Source organism: Extibacter muris (genome assembly GCF_004345005.1).
Taxonomy (GTDB): domain Bacteria; phylum Bacillota; class Clostridia; order Lachnospirales; family Lachnospiraceae; genus Extibacter; species Extibacter muris.
This window is the reverse complement of record NZ_SMMX01000015.1, coordinates 46,126-68,225: the sequence shown is the minus strand read 5'-3', so window position 1 is coordinate 68,225 and position 22,100 is coordinate 46,126. Positions and strand designations below refer to the sequence as shown.

The window sequence follows — 22,100 nt, the reverse complement described above, 5'->3', positions numbered from 1 at the left end:
GATGAAAATAATTATAAGGACGGAAGGGCTCAGCCTCCGCGTACCGGTTCCGCTGCGAATGGCCGGATTCTTAATAAAAAGAATCCCCCAGTCTGCCATTAACAAGATGTGCAGCGATATTCCCGGCCCTTATGCATGTCTTGCCACAAGAGAAAATCTGATTACGATCGTAGAAGAATGCATGGATGTGCTGAGGGAAAACAAGGGGCTGGAAATCGTACATGTGGAAGCGAAGGACGGTACGTTCGTGTCCATCAGGCTGTGATATGACAGGAGGACTTTTCTACCACTTACGTGCCGATAATTACCACTTGCCCGATTAAGGTTTACTTTCAGACCTCATTATGGTTATATAGGACCAGGGAGAGGGAACGATGAAGATACGGATTGAGATTGAAGACAATTTAAAAGAGGCGGAGATTATTATCAGGAGCAGTGTGCTGGACGAGGAAGTGCAGAAGATTCAGAGGGCAGTCGCGGATGTCGTATCCATGGAGCAGAGGCTTGTGTTCTATAAAGGGGATACTTCCTATTATCTGCCACTTGAGGATGTGCTGTTCTTTGAGACAGAGGAGAACGAAGTACACGCTCACACGAGAAAAGAAATATACCGGACGAAATACAGACTGTATGAGCTGGAGGAGATGCTGCCCGGATTTTTCATGCGAGTGTCCAAATCTACCATTCTCAACACGAGGAAGATCTATTCCATGACTAAGTCGCTCCCGGCTCCGTGCACGGTAGAATTTCAGGGAACACATAGGCAGGCATATGTTTCCGGGTATTACTACAAGCCATTAAAAGACCGATTAGAAGAAAAGAGGTAGACATAATATGAAAAAAGAACGAATATTCTGGGGATTATTTTTTATCATAAGTGGTATTTTCCTGATTGTAAGCCGTATGGGCGTGCTTGGAGATATCGGAGTGTTCAGCCTTCTGCTCACTGTATTTTTTGCGGCTTGCCTCATTAAAAGCATCGTCCACAGAAGCATAACAGGAGTATTGTTTTCGGTTGCGTTCCTGTGCATCATCAATGCGGGTCCGCTGGGCATAGAGTCCATAACTCCTTGGCCGGTACTTGGAGCAGCGATTCTTGGAAGCATCGGATGCAGCTTTTTATATCACCCGAAGCGGAGCTATTATCATCAGCACATAGGCAGCGAGGAATCTATAGAGACAGTGGATTGCGCGCAGATGGAGTTCTCCACGACATTTTCCGGGAGCATAAAATATGTCAATTCTGATGATTTCCAGAGCGCTAATCTTCACTGCGCGTTTGGTTCGCTTAAGGTGTACTTTGACAATGCCGTCATCCAGAACGGGGAGGCAGTGCTCCATCTGGACGTATCCTTTGCCGGTGTCGAACTATATGTTCCGAGGAACTGGACCGTAGTCAACAAGGCAAGTGCGGCATTTGGAGGGATCGATGAGAAGAACAATAATCATTCCTCAGGCGGACCGGTCGTAAAGCTGACGGGAAAAGTGAGCTTTGGCGGGGTAGAAATCATATACGTATAAAAGAGGGTTTAACGATGAAAGTTGAAAAGCTCAGTCTGTTTCAGAATCTGACAGAGGATGAGATAAAGAGAAGCCTTATCTGTTCCAAGGCATATGTAAAAACGTATGGGAAAGATGAATATGTGTTCCGGCAGGAGGATACGCCGGAACACCTGTATTTTATCCTGTCGGGCGAAGTGGAGCTCGGGCAGATAAATGCGCTTGGAAAGCAGAACTATGTGGATTTCGTAAAGGAAGGGCAGGGGTTCGGCGAAGTGGATCTTTTCCTGGAACATGAGAGCTATGCGTATTTTGCGGCGGCGAGGAAAGAGACGGAAGTGCTGGCGGTATCGAGACACTTCTTCTACAGTACGTGTGAGAAGAACTGCGCCCACCACAGCAAGATTATCTTCAACATGATGCGGCTGTTTGCCCAGGAGGCGGAGAAGAATACGAAGAAGATCCATCTTCTTACGTGCGGGACACTGAGACAGCGGATAGCATATTACCTGACAGACTTAAGTGCAGGGCGGGAAGAGATGAGACTTCCGATGAACAGAGAAGACCTTGCAGCATATCTGAACACTACAAGGCCTTCCCTGTCAAGAGAATTATCCTGGATGCAGGATAGAGGAATCCTTACTATTACAGGAAGAAATCACGTCCATATCATAGATTTCGATCTGCTTCAGGACGAGCTGGAAGGGATGTAGGCTACTCTTCTACGATGAATACATCCTTTCCGAGCCCGCAAATCGGGCATACCCAGTCATCCGGGATATCTTCAAAGGCAGTTCCAGGTGCGATGCCGCCGTCTGGATCGCCAACCTCCGGGTCATACACATATCCACATGGTTCACATAAATATTTTTTCATTTTCATTACCTCCATAGTATCTTTCTTATCGTTATAGTATAAAAAGGGACTATGCCCCTGCTTTCCACAGCCCGTGCAGATTGCAGTATTCATAGGCAGCTACGAATTCGTCCCCGTCCTCCAGGGTGAAGACAGCTTTCGGCTCTTCACCAGGCGTAAGCCTGCGGTACTGTCCGCCCATCTTCGTCTCGATAAAGATGACGGTGATGGAATGCTCCTCCAGCATCGGGTGTGAGACAGAACCTATGGATACTTCTACGTTGTTTCCGTGGATGGTTACGACAGGTACGTGCTTTTCCTGTGCAGCATCCGTCGTGTTCGCGGTAAGTTCCTCGATTTGTGGAGCTTTATTCTGATCCGTGATTGCAACGAGTTCTAAGAAGATATTTTGAGAGTTCTGGCCTTTGTAAAAATTTCCCATGTAAAAACCTCCTTCGTTTTATTTCATTTAGTTTATGTCCTTTCTGATAATAGAATACATAAAAACAAAAATGATTTCCGTAACATTTGTTACAAAAATAAAAAAATTAAATTATTATTATGATTTAAACTGCAAATGAAAAGAGACTTCTCCTGGTTACTGTTCCTTGCTATTATAAAACAACAATAATTTAATGATAAGAATTAAATTATTGTTGATAAAAGTAAAAGCATATGATAATCTATAAGCATATTCCGTGTGTATGAACTTTATCTGATGCAGGAGTTGATATTCAGCAGGCCATCCATAGTAGATGGAGAAAGGGGCAGTTATTATGGAAGAAAATAATTTGGAACAGAATGATGTATTAAAAGTAGATTGCGAACAGTCGCAGAAGGTGGAGTTTTCCCGCAGGTTCAGTATTCTGCTCGGGTTTTCTATATTTCAGAGTGGTTTTACGGGCATTATAGGGGCGCCATGGTATCTGGACGGGATGTACCTGCTGGCCGGAATGCTTTTCGTCCTTCTCAGTGAAATTATCCGGTATGGTGCGGTGTACCAGAAAGAAATCGATACGCTTATATAGCAGGAGGTAGAGGAATGGCAATAATATTACGGCTTGACCGGATGATGGCAGACCGCAAGATGTCATTGAACGAACTGTCAGTCAAGGTCGGCATCTCCAATGTGAACCTGTCGAACCTTAAGACCGGGAAGGTAAAGGCGATACGGTTCTCTACGCTTGAAGCGATTTGTGACGTGCTGGACTGCCAGCCCGGCGACATATTGGAATATGAAAGGGATGAAAAATAATAAATCTTTAAGATTTAAGTCCCGCAATCTTAATAATAAGCTGGTAAAATATACCTGTTGGCTTATTGTTGCCCAACAGGCATATGCCATACAGAAAGGAAGGGATAATCTGTGGAAATTATCGATCTTACCTACACGTTAGACAAAGATACTCCGGTATGGCCGGGGACGCCGAAGCCAAGGCTCGGCAGCTTATGCGGCTATGGAAACGACGGCTTCAGGGAGACGGCCCTGACGCTTACCTCGCACACGGGCACCCACATGGATGCGCCTGCCCATCTGTTCGCGAAGGGAAAGACGCTGGAACATTTTCCCGCGGCGCAGTTCCTGGGCAGAGCGGCGGTCATCGACTGTACCGGAATCAAAGAGGGCGAGTATATCACATGTAAATATATAGAACCGGTGAGAGAGCTGGCGGATGCAGCTGATTTTCTGCTGTTCAGGACAGGATGGGAAGAGTTCTGGGGACAGGAGAAGTACATGAGACATTCTCCGGGGCTGGAGGCTGATACGGCAAAGTATATTGCCAGGACCGGTAAAAAAGGAGTAGGTATAGATACGATGAGCATCGATGCGGCAGACGCCAGGGAGCTTCCCGCGCATAAGGTGCTTCTTGGGACGAACCAGATGGTAATCATAGAGAATCTCTGCAACCTGGGAGAACTTGGGGACGGGCTTGTAGACTTCGTCGCCCTTCCTTTGAAGTATGAATGTGCAGACGGTGCGCCTGTGCGGGCCATAGCATATATTTGATACCTTATTGAACATTAGCAGTTCAATAAGTATACCTTATTGAACATTAGTAGTTCAATAAGTATGAAATACTGGACAACTTTAGATCTCCGACGATACAATGGTAGAGATGAACAGTGAGAAAGGCAGGAGATTCTTTTGAGAGAACAGTTGACAGAAAGTGACGTGCGCAAAATAAAAGAAGAGATAGAATACCGCAAGCTTGTCGTGCGCAAAAAAGAGCTGGAGGCAGTGAAGGAAGCCAGAGCCCAGGGGGATCTGAGCGAGAACTTCGAGTACAAGGCGGCAAAGCAGGACAAGAACCGGAACGAAAGCCGCATCAGGTATCTGGAGAGGATGTTAAAGACTGCAAAGATTGTCTCGGATACGTCCGGGGCGGATGAAGTCGGAATCAACGATACGGTGGAGCTGTACTTTGAAGTAGATGATGAGACGGAGACGTACCGGCTCGTCACAAGCGTACGCGGCAATTCTCTGGAGGGACGTATCAGCATAGAGTCGCCACTTGGGAAGGCGATACTGGGACACAAAGTGGGAGACCGGGTCAGAGTGAAGACTAATGGGGAAGACGGATACTACATCGTTGTCAGGTCTATTGATAAATCAACGGATGAGAGCGGGGACGAGATACGCAAGTTCTGATTTTTCGTCTGCATGTCCCATTCTACCGTTGCAAATTCTGGAAAACGTAGTATAATGAAAATTGTGAAAACAACATAGCAAAAAGGGGAGCTCGCGGAAAGCGGGCTGAGAGTAAGCTGTCAGTGCTTTGACCCGTAACCTGATTTGGATAATGCCAACGTAGGGATATAGCGTGAGTAATTTTAGCGGATATGTCAGACTTTGGCATATCCGTTTTTTCAATCATCATATCAAAGGAGGAAGTAAAAATGATGGGAATCTGTTTGGACGAGGTGAGAAGACAAGGCACGCTCGTACATAACATCACGAACTATGTAACGGTCAACGATGTGGCTAACATGCTCCTTGCCTGCGGGGGGAGCCCAATCATGTCGGATGAGGCGGAAGATGTGGAAGATATCACTTCTATCTGCAATGGGCTGAATATCAATATCGGCACGCTCAACAGCCGGACGATAGAAGCGATGTTCCTTGCGGGAAAGAAAGCAAAAGGGCTGGGGCATGCCGTGCTGCTTGACCCGGTAGGCGCTGGCGCAAGCACCCTCCGTACAGAGACTGCCCTAAAGCTGATGAAAGAGATAAGTTTTGACGTCATCCGGGGCAATATATCGGAGATTAAGACTTTAGCGCACGGAAGCGGCAGCACGAAAGGCGTAGATGCAGATGTGGCCGATGCGGTGACAGAGGAGAACCTTGATGAGGCTGTTGCCTTTGTAAAGGCATTTGCAGCGAAAACGGGATGCATTGCAGCTGTCACGGGAGCCATCGACCTTGTGAGCGACGGCTCGGACTGTTACGTGATACGGAACGGCCGTCCTGAAATGGGAAGGATTACAGGGACCGGATGCCAGCTGTCCGGCATGATGACTGCATTTGCAGCCGCCAATAGGGAGCTGAAGCTGGAGGCCGCCGCTGCCGCCGTGTGCGCTATGGGCCTCGCCGGGGAAATAGGTTGGAAACATATGCGGGAAGGCGAAGGGAATGCCACGTACCGGAACCGGATCATTGATGCGTTGTACAACATGGATGGGAAGATGCTGGAGAAAGGGGCGAAGTATGAAGTGCGATAAAGAGAGCCTGCTGCTGTACGCGGTGACGGACAGAAGGTGGCTTGGGTCGGATACGCTTCCCGGACAGGTAGAAGAAGCGATCAAAGGCGGTGTGACGTTCGTCCAGCTGAGGGAAAAGAACCTGGATGAGGGCCAGTTCCTCCGGGAGGCAAAGGAACTGCAGCAGCTCTGCAGAAGATACGGAGTTCCGTTTGTCATCAATGACAATGTTGAGATAGCAGCCTCGATAGGTGCGGATGGAGTGCATGTGGGGCAGAGTGATATGGAGGCAGGGGATGTCCGGGAGAGGCTCGGACCGGACAAAATCATAGGTGTTTCTGCTCAGACGGTAGAACAGGCGCTGCTTGCCGAGGAGCGGGGGGCAGATTACCTTGGCGTCGGAGCGGTGTTTTCCACCGGTTCCAAAGCAGATGCCGTGGAGGTGGGCCATGACACGCTCAAGGATATCTGCAGGGCAGTAAAGATTCCGGTCATCGCCATAGGCGGAATCAATCAAGATAATATAGGCAGTCTTACCGGCAGCGGAATCTGTGGCGTCGCGGTCATCAGCGCGATATTCGGCGCAGGCGATATCGAAGAGGCGACCAGGGAGCTGAAAGCTGCAGCCGGGAAGATGGTAGAAGCATGATTAAAGGCGCCATATTTGATATAGACGGGACACTTCTCGATTCGATGCCTGTGTGGGACGAAGCGGGGGAGCGTTATCTGAAGTCCATAGGACTTGCCGCAGAGTACGGGCTTGGGGGCAAGATGTTCTCCATGACGATGGAGGAAGGAGCCCGATACCTGAAGGAGGCATACCGGATTCCGGACAGCACCGCCGGTATTGTGGATGGCATCAACCGGCAGATTGAGGAGTTCTACCTGTATGAGGCAGAGCTTAAGACCGGGGCGGAAGAGTATCTTAACAGGCTTGAGGAAAAGTCCGTGCGGCTTACGGCAGCTACATCCAGCGACCGGTATCTTGTAGAGGCGGCTTTCGTCCGTCTCGGGATTGACAGATGCTTTGATGGGATATTCACCTGCTCCGAAGCAGGGGCGGGAAAAGATGAGCCGAGAATATACCTGGAGGCGGCCTCCTGCATGGGGACAAAGCCGGAAGAGACGCTCGTATTTGAAGATGCATTGCATGCGATTGAAACATCAGCGGCATCAGGCTTTATAACCGTTGGAGTATACGATTCCTCAAGCGAAGGACAGCAGGAAGAAATCTGCCGGAAGGCACAGATGTACCTGAAGGCGTTCCGAGATTTTGATACATTCTGGGAATCAGCAACTACGTGCTGATGTGAAGCGGCTGATTGGGGGCACCACCTTCCGCCGCTATATAAAATTAATGCTAGTAACACACACCCTCAGCTGACATGAGGAGATATTACGAAGAAAAGAGGAAGTAAAAATGAGAACAGCATTAACAATCGCTGGAAGCGATTCCAGTGGAGGCGCCGGCATCCAGGCAGATATTAAGACGATGACCGCAAATGGCGTATATGCCATGAGCGCGATTACGGCCCTTACTGCACAGAACACGACCGGCGTGACAGGGATTATGGAAGTAACTCCGCAGTTTTTAGAAGAACAGCTCGATGACATATTTACCGATATCCGCCCCGATGCTGTAAAGATAGGTATGGTATCGGCGGGCCCGCTTATCAAGGTGATTGCCGCTGTGCTGAAGAAGTATGAGGCAAAGCATGTGGTAGTGGATCCGGTCATGGTGGCAACGAGCGGTTCCAGGCTCATAAGCGACGATGCCATCGAAGTGCTCAAGACGTCTCTCCTTCCGCTGGCGGAAGTGCTGACACCGAATATTCCGGAGGCGGAAGTCCTGTCGGGAATGCGTGTAAGGACAGAAGAGGATATGGCGTCTGCCGCAGAGTATATCGGAAGAACCTACCACTGTGCCGTGCTCTGCAAAGGAGGGCATCAGCTCAATGATGCCAACGACCTGCTGTACCGGGACGGTGAATGCCTCTGGTTCCGGGGGAGGCACATTGACAATCCGAACACCCATGGGACCGGCTGCACGCTCTCAAGCGCCATCGCCTCGAACCTTGCGAAGGGATATTGCATGGAGGCTGCTGTGGAGCGGGCGAAGGCATATATCTCAGGAGCACTGTCCGCCATGCTGGACCTTGGAAAAGGTAGCGGGCCGATGAACCACGCGTTTGACCTGGAGAGCGAGTTTATCGGAACCAGGGATGGGGATAAGGAGGTATGGCTGTAATGGAGAAGAGACGTACTTCCATATTTGAAAACGGTTTGATCTGGTTTGGCGCGGGAGTTTCCATTGCGGAGGTCCTTACCGGCACCTATCTGGCGCCTCTTGGGTTCAGGAAAGGTCTGGCGGCCATAATCCTTGGCCATATCATCGGATGCACGATGCTCTTTTTTGCCGGGCTTATCGGTGCGAAGACGAGGAAGAGCGCCATGGAGACGGTTAAGATGAGCTTCGGACAGAAGGGAAGCCTGCTGTTCTCTGTATTGAATGTACTGCAGCTTACGGGCTGGACCGCTATCATGATATATGACGGAGCACTGGCGGCAGACGGGGTGCTGCATACGGGCGCGTGGATGTGGTGCCTCGTCATCGGGGCACTTATCCTTCTGTGGATTGCCATCGGCATTACGAACCTCGGGAAGATTAACACGATAGCCATGGCGGCGCTGTTCGTGCTGACGCTTATCTTGAGCAAGGTCATATTCTTCGGCGGGGCACATGCGGGAATCATCTCAGGCGAAGGGATGACGTTCGGTGCGGCTGTGGAGCTGTCTGTGGCTATGCCGCTGTCCTGGCTGCCGCTGATCAGCGATTATACGAGAGAGGCCAAAAAGCCGGTGAAAGCGACTGCCGTAAGTGCTGTAGTCTACGGTATTATAAGCTGCTGGATGTATGTGATTGGCATGGGTGCAGCCTTGTACACAGGCGAGTATGACATCGCCCAGATAATGCTGAAGGCTGGTCTTGGCATTGCGGCGCTTCTGATTGTCATCTTCTCCACGGTAACGACGACGTTTCTGGATGCCTATTCTGCGGGCGTATCCAGCGAGTCCATCATGCCAAAGCTGAATGGGAAGCATATAGCGGCTGTTGTAACAGTCATCGGAACCGCGGCGGCCATCCTGTTTCCGATGGATAATATTACGGACTTCCTTTATCTAATAGGGTCTGTATTTGCACCGATGATAGCGATTCAGATAGCAGATTTCTTCCTGCTGAAGAGGGACAGCAGCAAGATGCAGGCAGATATTGTCAGCCTGATTGTCTGGCTGGCCGGATTTATCGCTTACCGCATACTTATGAACATCGACATGCCGGTAGGAAATACGCTGCCTTGTATGGCGATAACGATGATACTGTCAATCGTGGCAGAGAAGATAGCAAAGAGGGATACAAATGCACAGTCACTGTCCACGACGGATTGACTTGGCACGTTGTATCTGATATAATCATAAAAGATTGTGACAGATGGGAGATGAAAGGATGAATTCAATTTACTGCTAATGATGTATATGCATAGGAAAGGCTGTCAGACGATATACGTATATCGTTTCTCTTTGTTATGCGCAGAGCAGGAAAGTTGAAGCATCCATCCGTCTATCCATATATACTGGTATCTTACGGCTTGATGGCCGGGGGATTGAGCTGCGTATAGAAGGCTGTGGGAATGTACTTTCCTGCAGCTTTTTCTATTAGACACAATTGGATTGATCAGGCCTTTTAGGAGGAGGTATGTATATGTCGATGATAAACGTGACAGACTTAAGCTTTGCTTATGAAAGCAGCTATGACAGTATATTTGAACATGTGTCTTTCCAGATAGACACGGACTGGAAACTTGGATTTGTCGGGCGGAACGGCCGCGGCAAGACGACGTTCCTAAATCTTCTGCTCGGAAAATATGAATATGAAGGAACGATATCAGCCAGCGTGGATTTTGAATATTTTCCTTACGAAGTAGATGATCCAAAACGCATGACAATCGATATCGTACAGGAGAGGGAGCCCCACATACAGCTCTGGGAGATGATGCGGGAGCTGAATCTGATGGAGGTGTCGGACGATGTGCTATACCGGGAGTTTACAACGCTCAGCCATGGTGAACAGACGAAGGTGCTGCTGGCCGCACTGTTTCTCGGGGACAATCAGTTTCTGCTCATAGACGAGCCGACCAATCACCTTGACAACAGAGCGAGAGAAGCGGTGGCCAGATATCTGAACCGCAAAAGGGGATATATACTCGTGTCCCATGACCGGCATTTTCTCGATGCCTGTACCGATCATATATTATCCATCAACAAGATGAATATCGAGGTGCAGAAAGGCAATTTCAGCACATGGTACGCAGGCAAAGAAGCGAGAGACCGGCTGGAGATGGAGCAGAACGAGAAGCTGAAGGCGGAGGTCAAACGGCTTGCGAAAGCGGCAAAGCAGACGGAGGACTGGTCCGGCAAGGTGGAGAAGTCCAAGAAGGGGCAGCGCGTGGCCGGACTGCGCCCCGACCGGGGCGCCATCGGCCATAAGGCGGCGAAGATGATGAAGCGGTCCAAGGTGCTGGAGATGAGGAGGCACTCGGCGCTGGAAGAGAAGTCGAAGCTCTTGAAGAACGTTGATTCTGCGGAGAGGCTGAGGCTATATCCGCTCTCGTACCATACGGACCGGCTGGCGGAACTAAGAGAGGTATCTGTCCGCTATGGAGAGAAAGAAGTGTGCAGCGACGTTTCCTTTGAAATCCGCCGTGGGGACAGGATCTGCCTGTCCGGGAAGAACGGGTGCGGCAAGTCCAGCGTCTTAAAGCTCCTGCTCGGTGAAGCTGTCGCTTATGATGGGTATGTACAAGTGGGCAGAAGCCTTAAGATATCCTATGTACCCCAGGATGCTTCTTTCCTCACGGGAAGCCTTAATGAGCTGGCCTATGAGTATGGATTAGACGAGAGCCTGTTTAAAGCGATGCTGCGCAAGCTGGATCTTGAGAGAATCCAGTTTGAAAAGGATGTATCCGACTACAGCGCCGGACAGAAGAAGAAGGTGCTGCTCGCGAAGAGCCTCTGCGAACAGGCGCATCTGTATATATGGGATGAACCGCTTAATTATATCGATGTGCTGTCCCGTATACAGGTGGAAGACCTTATACTGGGTGCGGAACCGGCGATGATATTTGTAGAGCACGATGAGGCATTCAGGGAAAAGGTCGCCACGAAGATCTGTACATTCTGACGATAGGGATATTGTCGTAAAAGGCTTGGCAGGAAGAGGAAAGTGGTATAGTATTTTATTAGCGACAGTCGTCAGAAGCGTATAAGAGTCACGCCGTCTGCCCATACTACTGCTAAAAAGTGGAAAGGCGGATATACGCAGATGAATGGAAATGCAGAAATGTTAAATTATGTATACCAGAATACGCAGATGGGGATTGAATCTTTAAAGCAGCTGCTTGAGATCGTGGAGAATGAAGGCTTCAGAAAGTGTCTGGAGAAGCAGCTTAGCGGCTATCAGAACATCAACACGAAGGCAAAGAAGATGCTGAATGAGAACGGTTATGACGAGAAAGGCATTCCGGGTATGGAGAAGATCACGTCCTACCTGATGATCAACATGAAGACGCTGATAGACAAGTCGTCATCCCATATTGCAGATATGCTCATCAAAGGAAGCAACATGGGCATCGTGGAGGCAACGAAACAGCTTCACCAATATGAAGGGGAAGCGGAGAAGGATATCATATCTCTTATGAAAGAGCTGCAAAAGATGGAAGAGCATAATCTGGAAGAACTGAAAAAATATCTATAGCATACGGAAGTGAGATAAATTGAAAGAAAAGAACATTTTTGAGAAGATCTACGATGTGGTCGGCCAGATACCGGAAGGGAGCGTAGCTTCTTACGGACAGATAGCAGAGCTTGCAGGGAACCGGCGGTGGGCAAGGGTGGTCGGATACGCACTGCATATCGTCCCGGGTTCGGCAGGCCTGCCGTGCCACCGGGTTGTGACGAAGGATGGCCGTGTCTCGGATGCGTTCCTGTCAGGCGGCGTCAACCGGCAGGTTGAACTGCTTGAAAAGGAAGGCGTGGGGATTGCCGGAGGCAGAGTGGACATGGAGAGATACCAGTGGAAGAAATGCGTATTCTGAGAAATGCGTAGAGAATTTATAGTGATTTCTGTGTTATAATTACCCGGAGCCGGATGTTTTAAAAAACGGTTCCGGGTATTTGACTATGAAAAAGGTGGCAGGGATTATGGGATACAAGATACTGATTGCTGATGACGAACCAGGAATCATACAGCTGTTGAAAGATTATTTTGAAATACAGGGCTATGAAGTAATAGAAGCAAGGAACGGAGTAGAGGTTATGGAAAAGCTGTCACGCAGGCCGGATATCATACTGCTGGATGTCAGCATGCCGGGAATCGACGGCTTTGAAGTGTGCAGAAGGATACGTGCACATATATCATGCCCTATTCTTTTTTTGACCGCAAAAGTGGAGGAGCAGGACAGGATCAATGGCCTCAGGCTTGGAGGAGACGACTATATCATGAAGCCTTTCGCCATCGACGAGCTCGGAGCCAGGGTGGAGGCCCATCTTAGAAGGGAAGAGCGCAAGCGTGTCATTGGCTCCGTTCTGCTGGCCGACAGGCTGGCAGTACATTACAGCGAACGCAGCGTCTATTATGACAGCATTCCAATCAGCTTTACGAAGATGGAGTTTGATATCGTAGAGATTCTGTCTATGAATCCGGGACAGGTTTTCAGCAAGGATCAGCTGTATGAGAAGACGAGGGGCTATGACGGAACCGGCGACAGCAGCATAGTCACGGAACATATTCGGCGTATCCGCTCAAAACTGGCGGAGTATACGGAGCAACCATATATTGAGACCGTATGGGGAGTGGGATATAAATGGATTGGATAGAGGAAAAGGCAGACAAGCTCAAGACATGGGTACGCAATCTTTCGTTCAGAAAAGCGATGCTTGCCTATATTACGGCGGCAGCACTTGCCACGGCCGTACTGTCTTTTGCCACGATGACGGTCTGCTACCGTTTTGAAAGCATCATATGGAACGAGTATGCGGAGCTGATGCAGAAAGAGAGCCTGAATGACGGGCCACTGTGGCCGGACTGGTCCATAGCGGCCGGATGGCACGTCTGGGCGGACAGCTTTGACGGATTCCGGGACCATGACAGGCTGATCATGCAGCTGCTGGACACCCTGCGTGTCTGGTGTCCGCTTATATATGGATTTGCAGGTACGGTGGCGGCCGTATTCCTCTTCTACAGGAACCGTCTGAGGCGGCCATTCGCCATATTAAACGATGGGGCCGAGGCCATACGGCAGAATAATCTGGACATCCATATACACTATGACAGCAAGGATGAGATGGGGCAGCTCTGCCGTTCTTTTGACGGCATGCGGGAGGTGCTTGTCCATAACAAAGAAGAGCTCTGGCAGATGATCGAGAGCCAGAAGAAGCTCAATGCGGCGTTTGCCCATGATCTGAGGACGCCGCTTACGGTGCTGAAGGGATATTCGGGTTTCCTTGCAAGATATATACCGGAAGGGAAAGTGAGCGAACAGAAGATGATGGATAGGCTGGAACTTATGACTTCCCACCTGGACAGGCTGGAACAGTTCAGCAGGACGATGAAGGGCATACGAAGCATGGAAGAACGGCCCGTAAACATCGAGGAGACAAGTAGCGCGTATATATGTGCGGAGATTGGCGAGATTATCTTTGCATTGAACCAGATAAAAGATATTGAGATCAGCTTCGAGTGTGAGGAAGGGGCACAAGCCGTAAGAAAGATATATGCAGATAAGAATATAGTGGCAGAAGTATTTGAAAATCTGCTGTCCAACGCGATACGGTACGCGTTACATAAGATTAACGTGTCAGCGGAATATACCGGCGCGGACGGAGAGCTTCTGCTGACAGTGTCGGATGACGGGCCTGGTTTCTCGGAGGAGGACCTTAAGAAGGCGCTGCTGCCTTACTACAGAGAACACGGTAAGGACGAGGAGCATTTTGGAATAGGGCTTCATATCTGCACGCTCCTGTGTGAGAAGCACGGCGGAACCTTGAGCATCGCAAACAGTATATCCGGCGGGGCCGTAGTCACGGCTTCTTTCAATTGTCTTTATAATGTATATAGAGAATCTTAATTCTTTATAGGGAAAATGTAGAGATTTCCTGTTTATGATAAGAGCATCAAAGACAGAGAAAGGGTGCGGCTATATGAATACAGAGATTAAGATACGCCATCTGAACCAGTTTTATGGTCAGAAGCAGGCGTTAAAAGATGTAGATCTGACGATTGGAAGGGGAATGTTTGGGCTGCTTGGCAGAAACGGCGCCGGGAAGACTACGCTCATGAAGGTGCTGGCAACGCTGCTTCCAAAGTCGGAGGGAAAGATAAGCATCTGCGGGGTGCCGGTAGAGAGCGCGGCCAGAATCCGCAGCATGACAGGGTATCTCCCTCAGGAATTCTCCATGTATCCCAATATGACAGTATATGAAGCTATGGACTATTTGGGAGTATTGTCAGGACTGAGCAGGGAGGAGCGCAAAAGCAGGATACCTGGACTTCTTCGCAAGGTAAATCTGCTGGACGACCGTAAGAAAAAGGTAAAGGCACTGTCGGGCGGGATGAAGCGCCGGCTCGGTATTGCCCAGGCGATTCTCCACAATCCAAAGGTGCTCATAGTTGACGAGCCGACCGCGGGACTAGATCCCGAAGAGAGGGTCCGCTTCCGGAATCTGCTCTGTGAGATTGCCGAGGAGAGAATCGTCATCCTGTCAACCCATATCGTAGGTGATATCGAGGCCACGTGCGAGCAGATCGCGGTGCTGAACGAAGGAGAGATCCTGTACCACGGGTCTGTGGCTGAACTGACGGCCATGGCACAAGGGAAAGTCTATTCTGCCGAGATCAGCAGAAAAGAACTGTCTGAACTTAAGAAAAAGTATATCGTTACAAGCATGCTAACGCTTGGCAACAATGTCATGGTCCGTTTTCTGGCGGACAGGACTCCGTTTGAATCCGCCCATAGTGTTGAGGCAGGAGTGGAAGATGCATATATGTATCTGATGCGCGGCGAGAGGGGGGAGGAATGATGTTCTGGACATTATTTGCCAAAGAATGCCGCCAGACGGTAAGAAGCCTTATCTACTGGCTTACGGTCATCATTCTGTCATTATTCTTTTTCTCCCAGCTTGGAGATATCGAGATTACGGGCAAACCTGTAAAGGGGCAGGAGGATTATGGAGTCAAATACAGCGATGACGAACAGATAATTATGGAAAATACGCTTGGCAGGCTGGCGGAAGAGTATTGCAGAGAAACATACAGTACGTATCCAATCGGATTCCACAAGTCTGTAAAGCCGGATAAGGACGAGAACAGAAGAATCGGGGATATATTAGAAGAGACAGCAGGAATCAGGGATAGGAAGGTAATCGAGGACTTGATGGCGGAGCACTATAATAAAGGCGGCGTCATCATGACCGGTATGGCTGTCCGGCCCGTGAAAGGACTTTCATATGAGCATTTCCAGAAGCTGATGCAGGAAGTGGATGACATACTGGGCGGAGGCTCCAGCTACGCCAAAGATATGCTGAAATCCAATGCCATGGTTGCGATGACATATGAAGATGCCATGGAGGAATATGATACGCTGATAGAAAAGGATTGGCTGACAGGTGGCTATGCCCGGCTTTTCTGTGATTATATGGGCATCATGCTGGCGATACTTCCGGTATTCCTGGCCGTGACACGTGGCTTGAGGGACCGCCGGGCTAAGATGCAGGAACTGATAGCCGTAAGGAAAGCATCCGCGGCAGCCATTATCGTAAGCCGCTATCTGGCGATGGTTGTCATGATTATGGTTCCAGTGCTTGTACTGTCATGCTTCCCGCTGGCCGAAAGCATCCGATATGCATCGGAGGCGGGGATATCCATGGATTATCTTGCATTTGCCAAATATAGCTTTGGGTGGCTCCTTCCGTCCGTAATGACGGCCGCGGCAGTCGGGCTCGTCCTGACCGTCCTGACTGATACGGCGCTCGGAGTGCTCGTGCAGGGAATCTGGTGGTTCATATCGATCTTCAGCAGCATGTCAGGCATGGGCGGCGGAATGTATGGATGGAACTTTGTACCGAGACATAATACGGTGGGCAACTACAGCGGCTTTCATAACAACTTCGCACAGCTTGCGGCAAACCGGACTCTGTATGCGGTGATATCCGTGGCACTTGTTGCTGCCACTATTTGGATCTATGCAAAGAAAAGAAGGGGGAAGATGGATATACATGGAAAGATATCTGCAAATCGGAAAAGTAAATATAAAGCATAACATACTGCCACATCTGCTTGTAACTGCTGCCATCCTCTGCCTGTCCCCGCTCGTGCTCGGCGTGTCAAACCTTGAGGCGCCGGATACGGCCAAGGTGCTGGAGATGTATGTGGCACTGACAGGCATCATACTTCTGACTCCGGTATTTCTCCCGGAGCAGAATAAGGATCTGCGGGACCTGGTGTACTCCAAATACATGAAGGCTTCTTCGGTATATCTCGTGCGTATCCTGGAGGCGGTCGCCGCCATGGGATTCTTCCTCGGCATCTACGTGTGGATGCTCCATAACAACAACTGCCAGATGGATGTGCTGAAATATTACGGAGGAACCATGGCGGAGATGCTCTTCCTGGGTGGTCTCGGTATCCTGTGCTACGGTCTGTTTGACAACCTTATCATCGGGTATATGGTACCCATATTTTACTACATCGTGGCTATGGGCAGCGGAGACAAATATCTGAAGATGCTCTATCCCTTCTCCATGGCAAAAGGAAGCTACGAAGAAAAGATATATCTGCTTATAGCCGGAGTAGTCATGTTGGCAGCCGGGGTTGCCCTGCGCAGCAGACGGTTCAGGTAAATTTGAGACAGGGAGGGAAGGCGGGAGGCATCTGCTCCATTCCTCCTTGATGGCGTCCACTTTACAATCTCCCCAATTACTGCGGTACCGGGCAGATTGCCTCGCCCAGCTTATAGAGATCGCTCCCTGCTTCCTGTGAAGCCAGTATGGAGGAGAGGCTGAGTTCTACTGTCATAGTAGTCTCTTCGCCGTAGGCAGGCGATGCGGCGTATTTTTCAAATATCTCCACGTATGCGGCACTTGCTTCCTCTATACTGTAGAACGAACGGGCAGAGAATTCTTCATATGCCTGTTTGACGCTGTTGTTCGGCGTGACGGACACGTCTGCCGTATAATTGAACAGATTGTCGACCTTATGCGGGATTCCGACAGAATAGTTACATTGCTTCAATATGTTCTTATAGGCGGCGGAACAGCGTTCCTGATACTGGGACGAAAGGTCTGACGGAGGATCGAAAGTCCCGTCTGCTTCATACCACGCCTGTGCCTCTTCTTCTGTTTTTCCGGTATGCTTCATATACTGCGTAAACTCGCCCTTGAAAGATGCATCGAGATAGGCCTGCAGCAGATCGCGGGCATTCAGGATATTGCATACGGCGTCATAAGGAGCCATGCAGTTAACGAGGGAAGCGGACATCAGTTTTTCATACTCTTTATCCGAGACAGAGTAGGAGTCCCCTTTCTTTTTGACCTCTAATTCGGTTGTTGTCTCCACGCCATATTCCGGATTCTTTTTGACAGCGTCAGAAGCCTTTTCAAGCAGAGCGCCGGACTCTTCTGCAAGATTGGTTCCCTGCATGGCTTCGGTATAAGCCTCGTTAGTCTCTTGGGTCGTCTTGGCTACATCGAGAGGCGTGAAGGTTACCTGGACTTTGTAATTGCCATTATCTTTCTTATCCGCAGATGCCACTTCAAATCCTACAGAATTAAAAGCTGTCTGGAGAAACTTTAGATAAGGTTCTCTCAGCTCATCCGGAAATGTGAGCACATACATATTCACGTCCAATAGCTCTGCCAGCTGGTCATCCAAAAGGGTTGAAAATCGGTCCGTTTTGTCTTTTTTCATGGCTGTTATCTGCTCGCCCAGGTATTCGTCGGCAGATTGTCCTCCACAGCCTGTAAGCAGTGCAGATGCCGTCATGCTTATGACCAGCAGCACCGAAAGTAGTTTTTTCTTCATATTAGCAGCCCTCCTCATTATAATAGTTCTATTGTAGCATTGCCGTGCGCTGTCTTCAATACCTCAGGCATCAGAAGAAGCGGGGCGAAAAGCTGAAAATATAATGGAAATACATTGATAATTTATATATACTTGTTGAACTGCCGGTATTTAATAGGTATAATGAAGAAACACGATAAAACCAATGAAAAAGGAGATGTATTCATGGAGATGCTATCAATTGAAAAGGAACTGCAGGAAAATTCTTATCCGGGACGCGGCATCATTATTGGGAGAAGCGCAGACGGTACGAAGGCAGTGGCCGCTTATTTTATCATGGGCAGAAGCGTTAACAGCAGGAACCGCGTCTTTGTAGAGGACGGCGAGGGAATACGTACGCAGGCGTTTGATGATTCAAAGCTGACGGACCCAAGCCTGATTATCTACGCGCCGGTCCGGGTGCTTGGCAATAAAACGATAGTGACGAATGGCGATCAGACAGATACGATTTACGAGGGGATGGACCGGCAGATGACATTTGAGCAGTCGTTGAGAAGCCGTGAGTTTGAGCCGGACGGTCCGAACTATACGCCTCGTATCTCTGGTATCATGCATGTGGAAAATGGCGGCTATAGCTATGCGATGTCCATATTGAAAAGCAATAATGGAAGCCCTGAGTCATGCAACAGGTTCACCTTTGCATATGAGAATGCAGCTCCCGGGGAAGGCCATTTTATCCATACTTATATGCATGATGGCAATCCACTGCCAAGTTTTGAAGGTGAGCCGAAGCTCATTGCCATCCCCGACGATATGAATGCATTTACGGATATGTTATGGAACAGCTTGAATGAGGATAATAAAGTATCGTTGTTTGTCCGTTATATAGATATAGCCACAGGCACATATGAAACGAATATCAGAAACAAGAATCAGTAAGGAGCAGGAGACGAATGAAAGAGTTAGAGTTGAAATATGGATGTAACCCGAACCAGAAACCATCCAGAATCTATGTGGCGGATGGCAGCGAACTGCCGATACAGGTATTGAATGGAAGACCTGGATACATTAATTTTATGGATGCGTTCAATGGATGGCAGCTCGTCAGCGAGCTCAAGAAGGCGACGGGCCTTCCCGCAGCCACATCGTTCAAGCACGTATCCCCGGCAGGAGCTGCGGTAGGGCTTCCTCTGAGCGATACGCTTGCTAAGATATACTGGGTGGACGACCTTGGAGAACTGTCTCCGCTTGCCTGCGCGTACGCAAGGGCGAGGGGTGCTGACCGTATGTCATCCTTCGGTGATTTTATATCTCTGTCCGATGTCTGTGACGCGGACACCGCGCGGCTCATCAAGAGAGAAGTATCTGACGGCGTCATCGCCCCGGGATATGAGCCTGAAGCGCTGGATATACTGAAGCAGAAGAAGAATGGCAACTATAATGTCATTCAGATCGACCCGGATTACGAGCCGGCCCCGCTGGAACATAAGGAAGTATTTGGCATCACGTTTGAACAGGGAAGAAATGAACTGAAGATTGAGGACGGTTTTTTTTCCAATATCGTGACAGATAACAAAGAGCTTACGGATCAGGCTAAGATGGATCTGGCAATCTCTATGATTACGTTGAAGTATACCCAGTCTAATTCCGTATGTTATGTAAAAGACGGCCAGGCTATCGGCATCGGCGCAGGGCAGCAGTCCAGGATACACTGCACGAGGCTGGCTGGCACGAAGGCGGACAACTGGTGGCTGCGGCAGTCGCCACAGGTGCTGGATCTGCCGTTCGTAGATACGATCAGACGTGCCGACAGAGATAATGCTATCGACTTATACATCGGCGAGGATTACATGGATGTACTTGCTGATGATGCATGGCCGAACATCTTTAAAGTAAAGCCGGAAGTGTTCACGGCCGAAGAAAAGCGGGCATGGCTGGACAAGATGACGGGCGTGTCCCTCGGCTCCGATGCGTTCTTCCCGTTCGGTGACAATATCGAGAGAGCCCACAGGAGCGGGGTAACATACATCGCTCAGCCGGGAGGCTCCGTTAGAGATGACAATGTTATCGATACATGCAACAAATATGATATCGTCATGTCCTTTACAGGAATCAGGCTTTTCCACCACTAGAGCAGGTGACGGAGGCAGGTAGTCCGGCCGTTGCAGTACAAAGCTGCAGCGGCCGGATATATTTTGCCGCAGCATGGGGCGAACATCTGAACTATTTTACATACATGGAACAATCTGTCACAAATTTAGAGGAACTGCAGCTTGACCTTCTGATGCCTGTCAGGTTAAAAGCAGACGGCAGGTAATTGATATTTTGCATTGGAAATGATATGATTATCAGGGTGGAAAGCCCATGCTTACAGGAAAAGACAATATTGGGAAAGAAAGTGGTGTGACAGCATGAACGAGTATGATGTTATTGTAATAGGGGCAGGTCCATCCGGGATATTCTGTGCATATGAGCTTATGGAAAAGAGGCCGGGCATGAAAGTGCTCATTATAGAAAAAGGCCGGTCAATCGAACAGAGGCAATGTCCAAAACGGAAGACGAAGGTGTGCGTAGGATGCCAGCCGTGTTCCATAACGACAGGGTTTGCAGGTGCGGGAGCCTTTTCCGACGGAAAGCTCTCCCTCTCGCCGGATGTGGGCGGGACGCTGCCGGACATACTCGGGTATGAGAAGGCAGAGGAGCTGATACGCGAAGCAGACGGCATCTATCTGAAGTTCGGAGCGGACGAGAAGGTGTATGGCATCAAGGACCATGAGGCGATTGAAAATATCAGGGCCAAAGCGATACGAGCAAATCTGAAGCTCATCGAATGTCCGATCCGCCATCTTGGTACGGAAGAAGGGTATAAGATATATACGCGGCTTCAGGAACACCTTATAAAGCAGGGCGTAGAGATACGGTTCATGACTATGGTAAAGAACATTATCGTCAGGGACGGTGCCGCCAGAGGGGTCGTGACAGAGGACGGAGAAGAATTCTATGCGCCGGAGATCGTGGCGGGAATCGGCAGGGAAGGCTCCGAATGGTTCTCCCATATCTGCAGAGAGCATGGCATCGAGACGAGGAACGGTACCGTCGATGTGGGAGTCAGGGTAGAGGTACGCGACGAGATCATGAAAGAGCTGAACGAGAAGCTGTACGAAGCCAAGCTCGTCTACTATACGCCTACGTTTGACGACAAGGTACGTGTATTCTGCACCAATCCGTCCGGGGAGGTGGCGACAGAATATTACGATGAGGGCCTGGCAGTCGTCAACGGCCATGCTTACAAGTCTAAGGACAGGAAGACGAACAATACGAACTTTGCGCTGCTCGTATCGAAGAACTTTACCGAGCCGTTCAAATCCCCGATCGAATACGGCAAGCATATCGCACAGCTCGGGAATATGCTGTGCGACGGGAAGATACTGCTGCAGAGATACGGAGACTTCCGGAGAGGAAGAAGGACGACGGAAGAGAGGCTGAACCGGAACAACATCGTGCCGACGCTCAAAGACGCGGTTCCGGGAGATCTGTCTCTCGTATTCCCGCACAGGATTATGGTAGCCATAGATGAGATGATACAGGCGCTTGACAAGGTTACGCCTGGCATCGCTTCGGATGAGACGCTTTTATATGGAGTAGAAGTCAAGTTCTATTCCAACAAAGTCGTCGTAAATGATGCATTCGAGACGAGCATACGCGGGCTGCGCGCCATGGGAGACGGGGCTTCGATTACGAGAGGGCTGCAGCAGGCGTCCGCGAACGGGCTGCACGTGGCAAGAAGCATATTGGACGCGGAAGGATAAGGGGCTCAGTGGGAGGTGCGTGAGGCACCTCCTGTTTTTTTGTCCGAATGGGTTGTATAATGAGAAAAAAACTTATATAATAGTAAAGGCGCAATTGCTGATTGTGCAAAAAAAACGGTAAATAT

Annotated in this window: 28 protein-coding genes and 1 riboswitch; of the genes, 25 read left to right on the top strand and 3 right to left on the bottom strand. The window is 49.5% G+C overall.

Features of this window, described 5'->3' with window-relative positions; all coding sequences use genetic code 11:
• The first annotated feature begins 1 nt into the window (after nucleotide 1).
• The 4 genes from E1963_RS15295 to E1963_RS15280 all read left to right on the top strand — a co-directional run bounded on the left by E1963_RS15295 (nucleotide 2) and on the right by E1963_RS15280 (nucleotide 2,213).
• The gene (locus E1963_RS15295) at nucleotides 2–265 is read left to right on the top strand and encodes a hypothetical protein (protein WP_132279768.1); all 264 of its coding nucleotides are present in this window, start codon (nucleotides 2–4) and stop codon (nucleotides 263–265) included.
• 109 nt (nucleotides 266–374) lie between these two features.
• Nucleotides 375–827, top strand: a complete 453-nt coding sequence (locus tag E1963_RS15290) for a LytTR family DNA-binding domain-containing protein (RefSeq protein WP_132279765.1) — start codon at nucleotides 375–377, stop codon at nucleotides 825–827.
• 7 nt (nucleotides 828–834) lie between these two features.
• Nucleotides 835–1,521 (top strand): LiaF transmembrane domain-containing protein, encoded by a 687-nt coding sequence (locus E1963_RS15285; protein ID WP_132279762.1) that lies wholly within the window; start codon nucleotides 835–837, stop codon nucleotides 1,519–1,521.
• 14 nt (nucleotides 1,522–1,535) lie between these two features.
• On the top strand, nucleotides 1,536–2,213 hold the full coding sequence (locus E1963_RS15280; protein ID WP_132279759.1) for a Crp/Fnr family transcriptional regulator: 678 nt from the start codon (nucleotides 1,536–1,538) through the stop codon (nucleotides 2,211–2,213).
• A 1-nt stretch (nucleotide 2,214) separates the two neighbouring features.
• Here E1963_RS15280 and rd read toward each other — a convergent pair whose 3' ends face one another.
• Complete coding sequence (gene rd / locus E1963_RS15275; RefSeq protein WP_049730229.1) at nucleotides 2,215–2,376, bottom strand: rubredoxin; 162 nt, start codon at nucleotides 2,374–2,376, stop codon at nucleotides 2,215–2,217.
• A gap of 49 nt (nucleotides 2,377–2,425) precedes the next feature.
• On the bottom strand, nucleotides 2,426–2,797 hold the full coding sequence (locus E1963_RS15270; RefSeq protein ID WP_132279756.1) for a desulfoferrodoxin family protein: 372 nt from the start codon (nucleotides 2,795–2,797) through the stop codon (nucleotides 2,426–2,428).
• A 334-nt stretch (nucleotides 2,798–3,131) separates the two neighbouring features.
• Here E1963_RS15270 and E1963_RS15265 point away from each other — a divergent pair, with 334 nt between their 5' ends.
• The 17 genes from E1963_RS15265 to E1963_RS15185 all read left to right on the top strand — a co-directional run bounded on the left by E1963_RS15265 (nucleotide 3,132) and on the right by E1963_RS15185 (nucleotide 17,007).
• Nucleotides 3,132–3,383, top strand: coding sequence for a hypothetical protein (locus tag E1963_RS15265; RefSeq protein ID WP_132279753.1), 252 nt, complete (start codon nucleotides 3,132–3,134; stop codon nucleotides 3,381–3,383).
• A gap of 14 nt (nucleotides 3,384–3,397) precedes the next feature.
• Nucleotides 3,398–3,610, top strand: a complete 213-nt coding sequence (locus E1963_RS15260; protein ID WP_066579421.1) for a helix-turn-helix domain-containing protein — start codon at nucleotides 3,398–3,400, stop codon at nucleotides 3,608–3,610.
• A gap of 111 nt (nucleotides 3,611–3,721) precedes the next feature.
• Nucleotides 3,722–4,363, top strand: coding sequence for a cyclase family protein (locus E1963_RS15255; protein WP_132279750.1), 642 nt, complete (start codon nucleotides 3,722–3,724; stop codon nucleotides 4,361–4,363).
• 138 nt (nucleotides 4,364–4,501) lie between these two features.
• Nucleotides 4,502–5,005: a transcription elongation factor GreA gene (gene greA / locus E1963_RS15250; RefSeq protein WP_132279747.1), complete on the top strand. Its 504-nt coding sequence runs from the start codon at nucleotides 4,502–4,504 to the stop codon at nucleotides 5,003–5,005.
• A 73-nt stretch (nucleotides 5,006–5,078) separates the two neighbouring features.
• A riboswitch (TPP riboswitch) is annotated at nucleotides 5,079–5,188 on the top strand.
• Between the two features lie 65 nt (nucleotides 5,189–5,253).
• The gene (gene thiM, locus E1963_RS15245; RefSeq protein WP_132279744.1) at nucleotides 5,254–6,075 is read left to right on the top strand and encodes a hydroxyethylthiazole kinase; all 822 of its coding nucleotides are present in this window, start codon (nucleotides 5,254–5,256) and stop codon (nucleotides 6,073–6,075) included.
• Nucleotides 6,062–6,703, top strand: a complete 642-nt coding sequence (gene thiE / locus E1963_RS15240) for a thiamine phosphate synthase (protein WP_132279741.1) — start codon at nucleotides 6,062–6,064, stop codon at nucleotides 6,701–6,703. The genes thiM and thiE overlap by 14 nt, the downstream gene beginning before the upstream one ends.
• Entirely contained in the window at nucleotides 6,700–7,362 is a 663-nt protein-coding gene (locus E1963_RS15235) for an HAD family hydrolase (protein ID WP_132279738.1), read from the top strand. Before thiE ends, E1963_RS15235 begins: the two co-directional genes overlap by 4 nt.
• Before the next feature lie 112 nt (nucleotides 7,363–7,474).
• On the top strand, nucleotides 7,475–8,302 hold the full coding sequence (thiD, locus tag E1963_RS15230) for a bifunctional hydroxymethylpyrimidine kinase/phosphomethylpyrimidine kinase (protein ID WP_132279735.1): 828 nt from the start codon (nucleotides 7,475–7,477) through the stop codon (nucleotides 8,300–8,302).
• Nucleotides 8,302–9,501 carry a putative hydroxymethylpyrimidine transporter CytX gene (gene cytX, locus E1963_RS15225; RefSeq protein WP_132279732.1) on the top strand — a complete coding sequence of 400 codons (1,200 nt, stop codon included), beginning with the start codon at nucleotides 8,302–8,304 and terminating at the stop codon, nucleotides 9,499–9,501. The genes thiD and cytX overlap by 1 nt, the downstream gene beginning before the upstream one ends.
• Nucleotides 9,502–9,814: 313 nt before the next feature.
• Entirely contained in the window at nucleotides 9,815–11,293 is a 1,479-nt protein-coding gene (abc-f, locus tag E1963_RS15220; protein WP_132279729.1) for a ribosomal protection-like ABC-F family protein, read from the top strand.
• A gap of 159 nt (nucleotides 11,294–11,452) precedes the next feature.
• Nucleotides 11,453–11,866 (top strand): hypothetical protein, encoded by a 414-nt coding sequence (locus E1963_RS15215; RefSeq protein ID WP_330570855.1) that lies wholly within the window; start codon nucleotides 11,453–11,455, stop codon nucleotides 11,864–11,866.
• A 19-nt stretch (nucleotides 11,867–11,885) separates the two neighbouring features.
• Nucleotides 11,886–12,206: an MGMT family protein gene (locus E1963_RS15210; RefSeq protein WP_132279723.1), complete on the top strand. Its 321-nt coding sequence runs from the start codon at nucleotides 11,886–11,888 to the stop codon at nucleotides 12,204–12,206.
• 106 nt (nucleotides 12,207–12,312) lie between these two features.
• The gene (locus E1963_RS15205; protein WP_132279720.1) at nucleotides 12,313–12,987 is read left to right on the top strand and encodes a response regulator transcription factor; all 675 of its coding nucleotides are present in this window, start codon (nucleotides 12,313–12,315) and stop codon (nucleotides 12,985–12,987) included.
• Nucleotides 12,975–14,237: a sensor histidine kinase gene (locus E1963_RS15200; protein WP_132279717.1), complete on the top strand. Its 1,263-nt coding sequence runs from the start codon at nucleotides 12,975–12,977 to the stop codon at nucleotides 14,235–14,237. Before E1963_RS15205 ends, E1963_RS15200 begins: the two co-directional genes overlap by 13 nt.
• A 73-nt stretch (nucleotides 14,238–14,310) precedes the next feature.
• Nucleotides 14,311–15,189, top strand: coding sequence for an ABC transporter ATP-binding protein (locus E1963_RS15195; RefSeq protein ID WP_132279801.1), 879 nt, complete (start codon nucleotides 14,311–14,313; stop codon nucleotides 15,187–15,189).
• Nucleotides 15,186–16,427, top strand: a complete 1,242-nt coding sequence (locus tag E1963_RS15190) for an ABC transporter permease (RefSeq protein WP_315974351.1) — start codon at nucleotides 15,186–15,188, stop codon at nucleotides 16,425–16,427. Before E1963_RS15195 ends, E1963_RS15190 begins: the two co-directional genes overlap by 4 nt.
• Nucleotides 16,384–17,007 (top strand): hypothetical protein, encoded by a 624-nt coding sequence (locus E1963_RS15185; RefSeq protein WP_132279714.1) that lies wholly within the window; start codon nucleotides 16,384–16,386, stop codon nucleotides 17,005–17,007. Before E1963_RS15190 ends, E1963_RS15185 begins: the two co-directional genes overlap by 44 nt.
• A gap of 76 nt (nucleotides 17,008–17,083) precedes the next feature.
• Here the strand turns inward: E1963_RS15185 and E1963_RS15180 are convergent, their stop codons facing one another.
• Entirely contained in the window at nucleotides 17,084–18,187 is a 1,104-nt protein-coding gene (locus E1963_RS15180; protein ID WP_132279711.1) for a hypothetical protein, read from the bottom strand.
• A 204-nt stretch (nucleotides 18,188–18,391) separates the two neighbouring features.
• Between E1963_RS15180 and E1963_RS15175 the strand changes: the two genes are divergently transcribed.
• The 4 genes from E1963_RS15175 (at nucleotide 18,392) to E1963_RS15165 (ending at nucleotide 21,975) form a co-directional block, all read left to right on the top strand.
• Complete coding sequence (locus tag E1963_RS15175; protein WP_132279708.1) at nucleotides 18,392–19,105, top strand: IMP cyclohydrolase; 714 nt, start codon at nucleotides 18,392–18,394, stop codon at nucleotides 19,103–19,105.
• A 14-nt stretch (nucleotides 19,106–19,119) separates the two neighbouring features.
• Nucleotides 19,120–20,298: a phosphoribosylaminoimidazolecarboxamide formyltransferase gene (locus tag E1963_RS15170; protein WP_132279705.1), complete on the top strand. Its 1,179-nt coding sequence runs from the start codon at nucleotides 19,120–19,122 to the stop codon at nucleotides 20,296–20,298.
• Between the two features lie 5 nt (nucleotides 20,299–20,303).
• Nucleotides 20,304–20,483 (top strand): hypothetical protein, encoded by a 180-nt coding sequence (locus E1963_RS19465; protein WP_145964195.1) that lies wholly within the window; start codon nucleotides 20,304–20,306, stop codon nucleotides 20,481–20,483.
• A gap of 94 nt (nucleotides 20,484–20,577) precedes the next feature.
• A complete protein-coding gene (locus E1963_RS15165; protein ID WP_132279702.1) occupies nucleotides 20,578–21,975 on the top strand; it encodes an NAD(P)/FAD-dependent oxidoreductase in 1,398 nt (465 codons plus the stop codon).
• The last annotated feature ends 125 nt before the right edge of the window (nucleotides 21,976–22,100 follow it).

What these genes read in the sequence shown, in the direction of transcription:
- E1963_RS15295 (WP_132279768.1), top strand. Translation starts at nt 2, where the DNA reads ATGAAAATAATTATAAGGACGGAAGGGCTCAGCCTCCGCGTACCGGTT.
- E1963_RS15290 (WP_132279765.1), top strand. Translation starts at nt 375, where the DNA reads ATGAAGATACGGATTGAGATTGAAGACAATTTAAAAGAGGCGGAGATT.
- E1963_RS15285 (WP_132279762.1), top strand. Translation starts at nt 835, where the DNA reads ATGAAAAAAGAACGAATATTCTGGGGATTATTTTTTATCATAAGTGGT.
- E1963_RS15280 (WP_132279759.1), top strand. Translation starts at nt 1,536, where the DNA reads ATGAAAGTTGAAAAGCTCAGTCTGTTTCAGAATCTGACAGAGGATGAG.
- rd (WP_049730229.1), bottom strand. Translation starts at nt 2,376, where the DNA reads ATGAAAAAATATTTATGTGAACCATGTGGATATGTGTATGACCCGGAG.
- E1963_RS15270 (WP_132279756.1), bottom strand. Translation starts at nt 2,797, where the DNA reads ATGGGAAATTTTTACAAAGGCCAGAACTCTCAAAATATCTTCTTAGAA.
- E1963_RS15265 (WP_132279753.1), top strand. Translation starts at nt 3,132, where the DNA reads ATGGAAGAAAATAATTTGGAACAGAATGATGTATTAAAAGTAGATTGC.
- E1963_RS15260 (WP_066579421.1), top strand. Translation starts at nt 3,398, where the DNA reads ATGGCAATAATATTACGGCTTGACCGGATGATGGCAGACCGCAAGATG.
- thiM (WP_132279744.1), top strand. Translation starts at nt 5,254, where the DNA reads ATGATGGGAATCTGTTTGGACGAGGTGAGAAGACAAGGCACGCTCGTA.
- thiE (WP_132279741.1), top strand. Translation starts at nt 6,062, where the DNA reads ATGAAGTGCGATAAAGAGAGCCTGCTGCTGTACGCGGTGACGGACAGA.
- E1963_RS15235 (WP_132279738.1), top strand. Translation starts at nt 6,700, where the DNA reads ATGATTAAAGGCGCCATATTTGATATAGACGGGACACTTCTCGATTCG.
- thiD (WP_132279735.1), top strand. Translation starts at nt 7,475, where the DNA reads ATGAGAACAGCATTAACAATCGCTGGAAGCGATTCCAGTGGAGGCGCC.
- cytX (WP_132279732.1), top strand. Translation starts at nt 8,302, where the DNA reads ATGGAGAAGAGACGTACTTCCATATTTGAAAACGGTTTGATCTGGTTT.
- abc-f (WP_132279729.1), top strand. Translation starts at nt 9,815, where the DNA reads ATGTCGATGATAAACGTGACAGACTTAAGCTTTGCTTATGAAAGCAGC.
- E1963_RS15215 (WP_330570855.1), top strand. Translation starts at nt 11,453, where the DNA reads ATGTTAAATTATGTATACCAGAATACGCAGATGGGGATTGAATCTTTA.
- E1963_RS15205 (WP_132279720.1), top strand. Translation starts at nt 12,313, where the DNA reads ATGGGATACAAGATACTGATTGCTGATGACGAACCAGGAATCATACAG.
- E1963_RS15200 (WP_132279717.1), top strand. Translation starts at nt 12,975, where the DNA reads ATGGATTGGATAGAGGAAAAGGCAGACAAGCTCAAGACATGGGTACGC.
- E1963_RS15195 (WP_132279801.1), top strand. Translation starts at nt 14,311, where the DNA reads ATGAATACAGAGATTAAGATACGCCATCTGAACCAGTTTTATGGTCAG.
- E1963_RS15190 (WP_315974351.1), top strand. Translation starts at nt 15,186, where the DNA reads ATGATGTTCTGGACATTATTTGCCAAAGAATGCCGCCAGACGGTAAGA.
- E1963_RS15185 (WP_132279714.1), top strand. Translation starts at nt 16,384, where the DNA reads ATGGAAAGATATCTGCAAATCGGAAAAGTAAATATAAAGCATAACATA.
- E1963_RS15180 (WP_132279711.1), bottom strand. Translation starts at nt 18,187, where the DNA reads ATGAAGAAAAAACTACTTTCGGTGCTGCTGGTCATAAGCATGACGGCA.
- E1963_RS15175 (WP_132279708.1), top strand. Translation starts at nt 18,392, where the DNA reads ATGGAGATGCTATCAATTGAAAAGGAACTGCAGGAAAATTCTTATCCG.
- E1963_RS15170 (WP_132279705.1), top strand. Translation starts at nt 19,120, where the DNA reads ATGAAAGAGTTAGAGTTGAAATATGGATGTAACCCGAACCAGAAACCA.
- E1963_RS15165 (WP_132279702.1), top strand. Translation starts at nt 20,578, where the DNA reads ATGAACGAGTATGATGTTATTGTAATAGGGGCAGGTCCATCCGGGATA.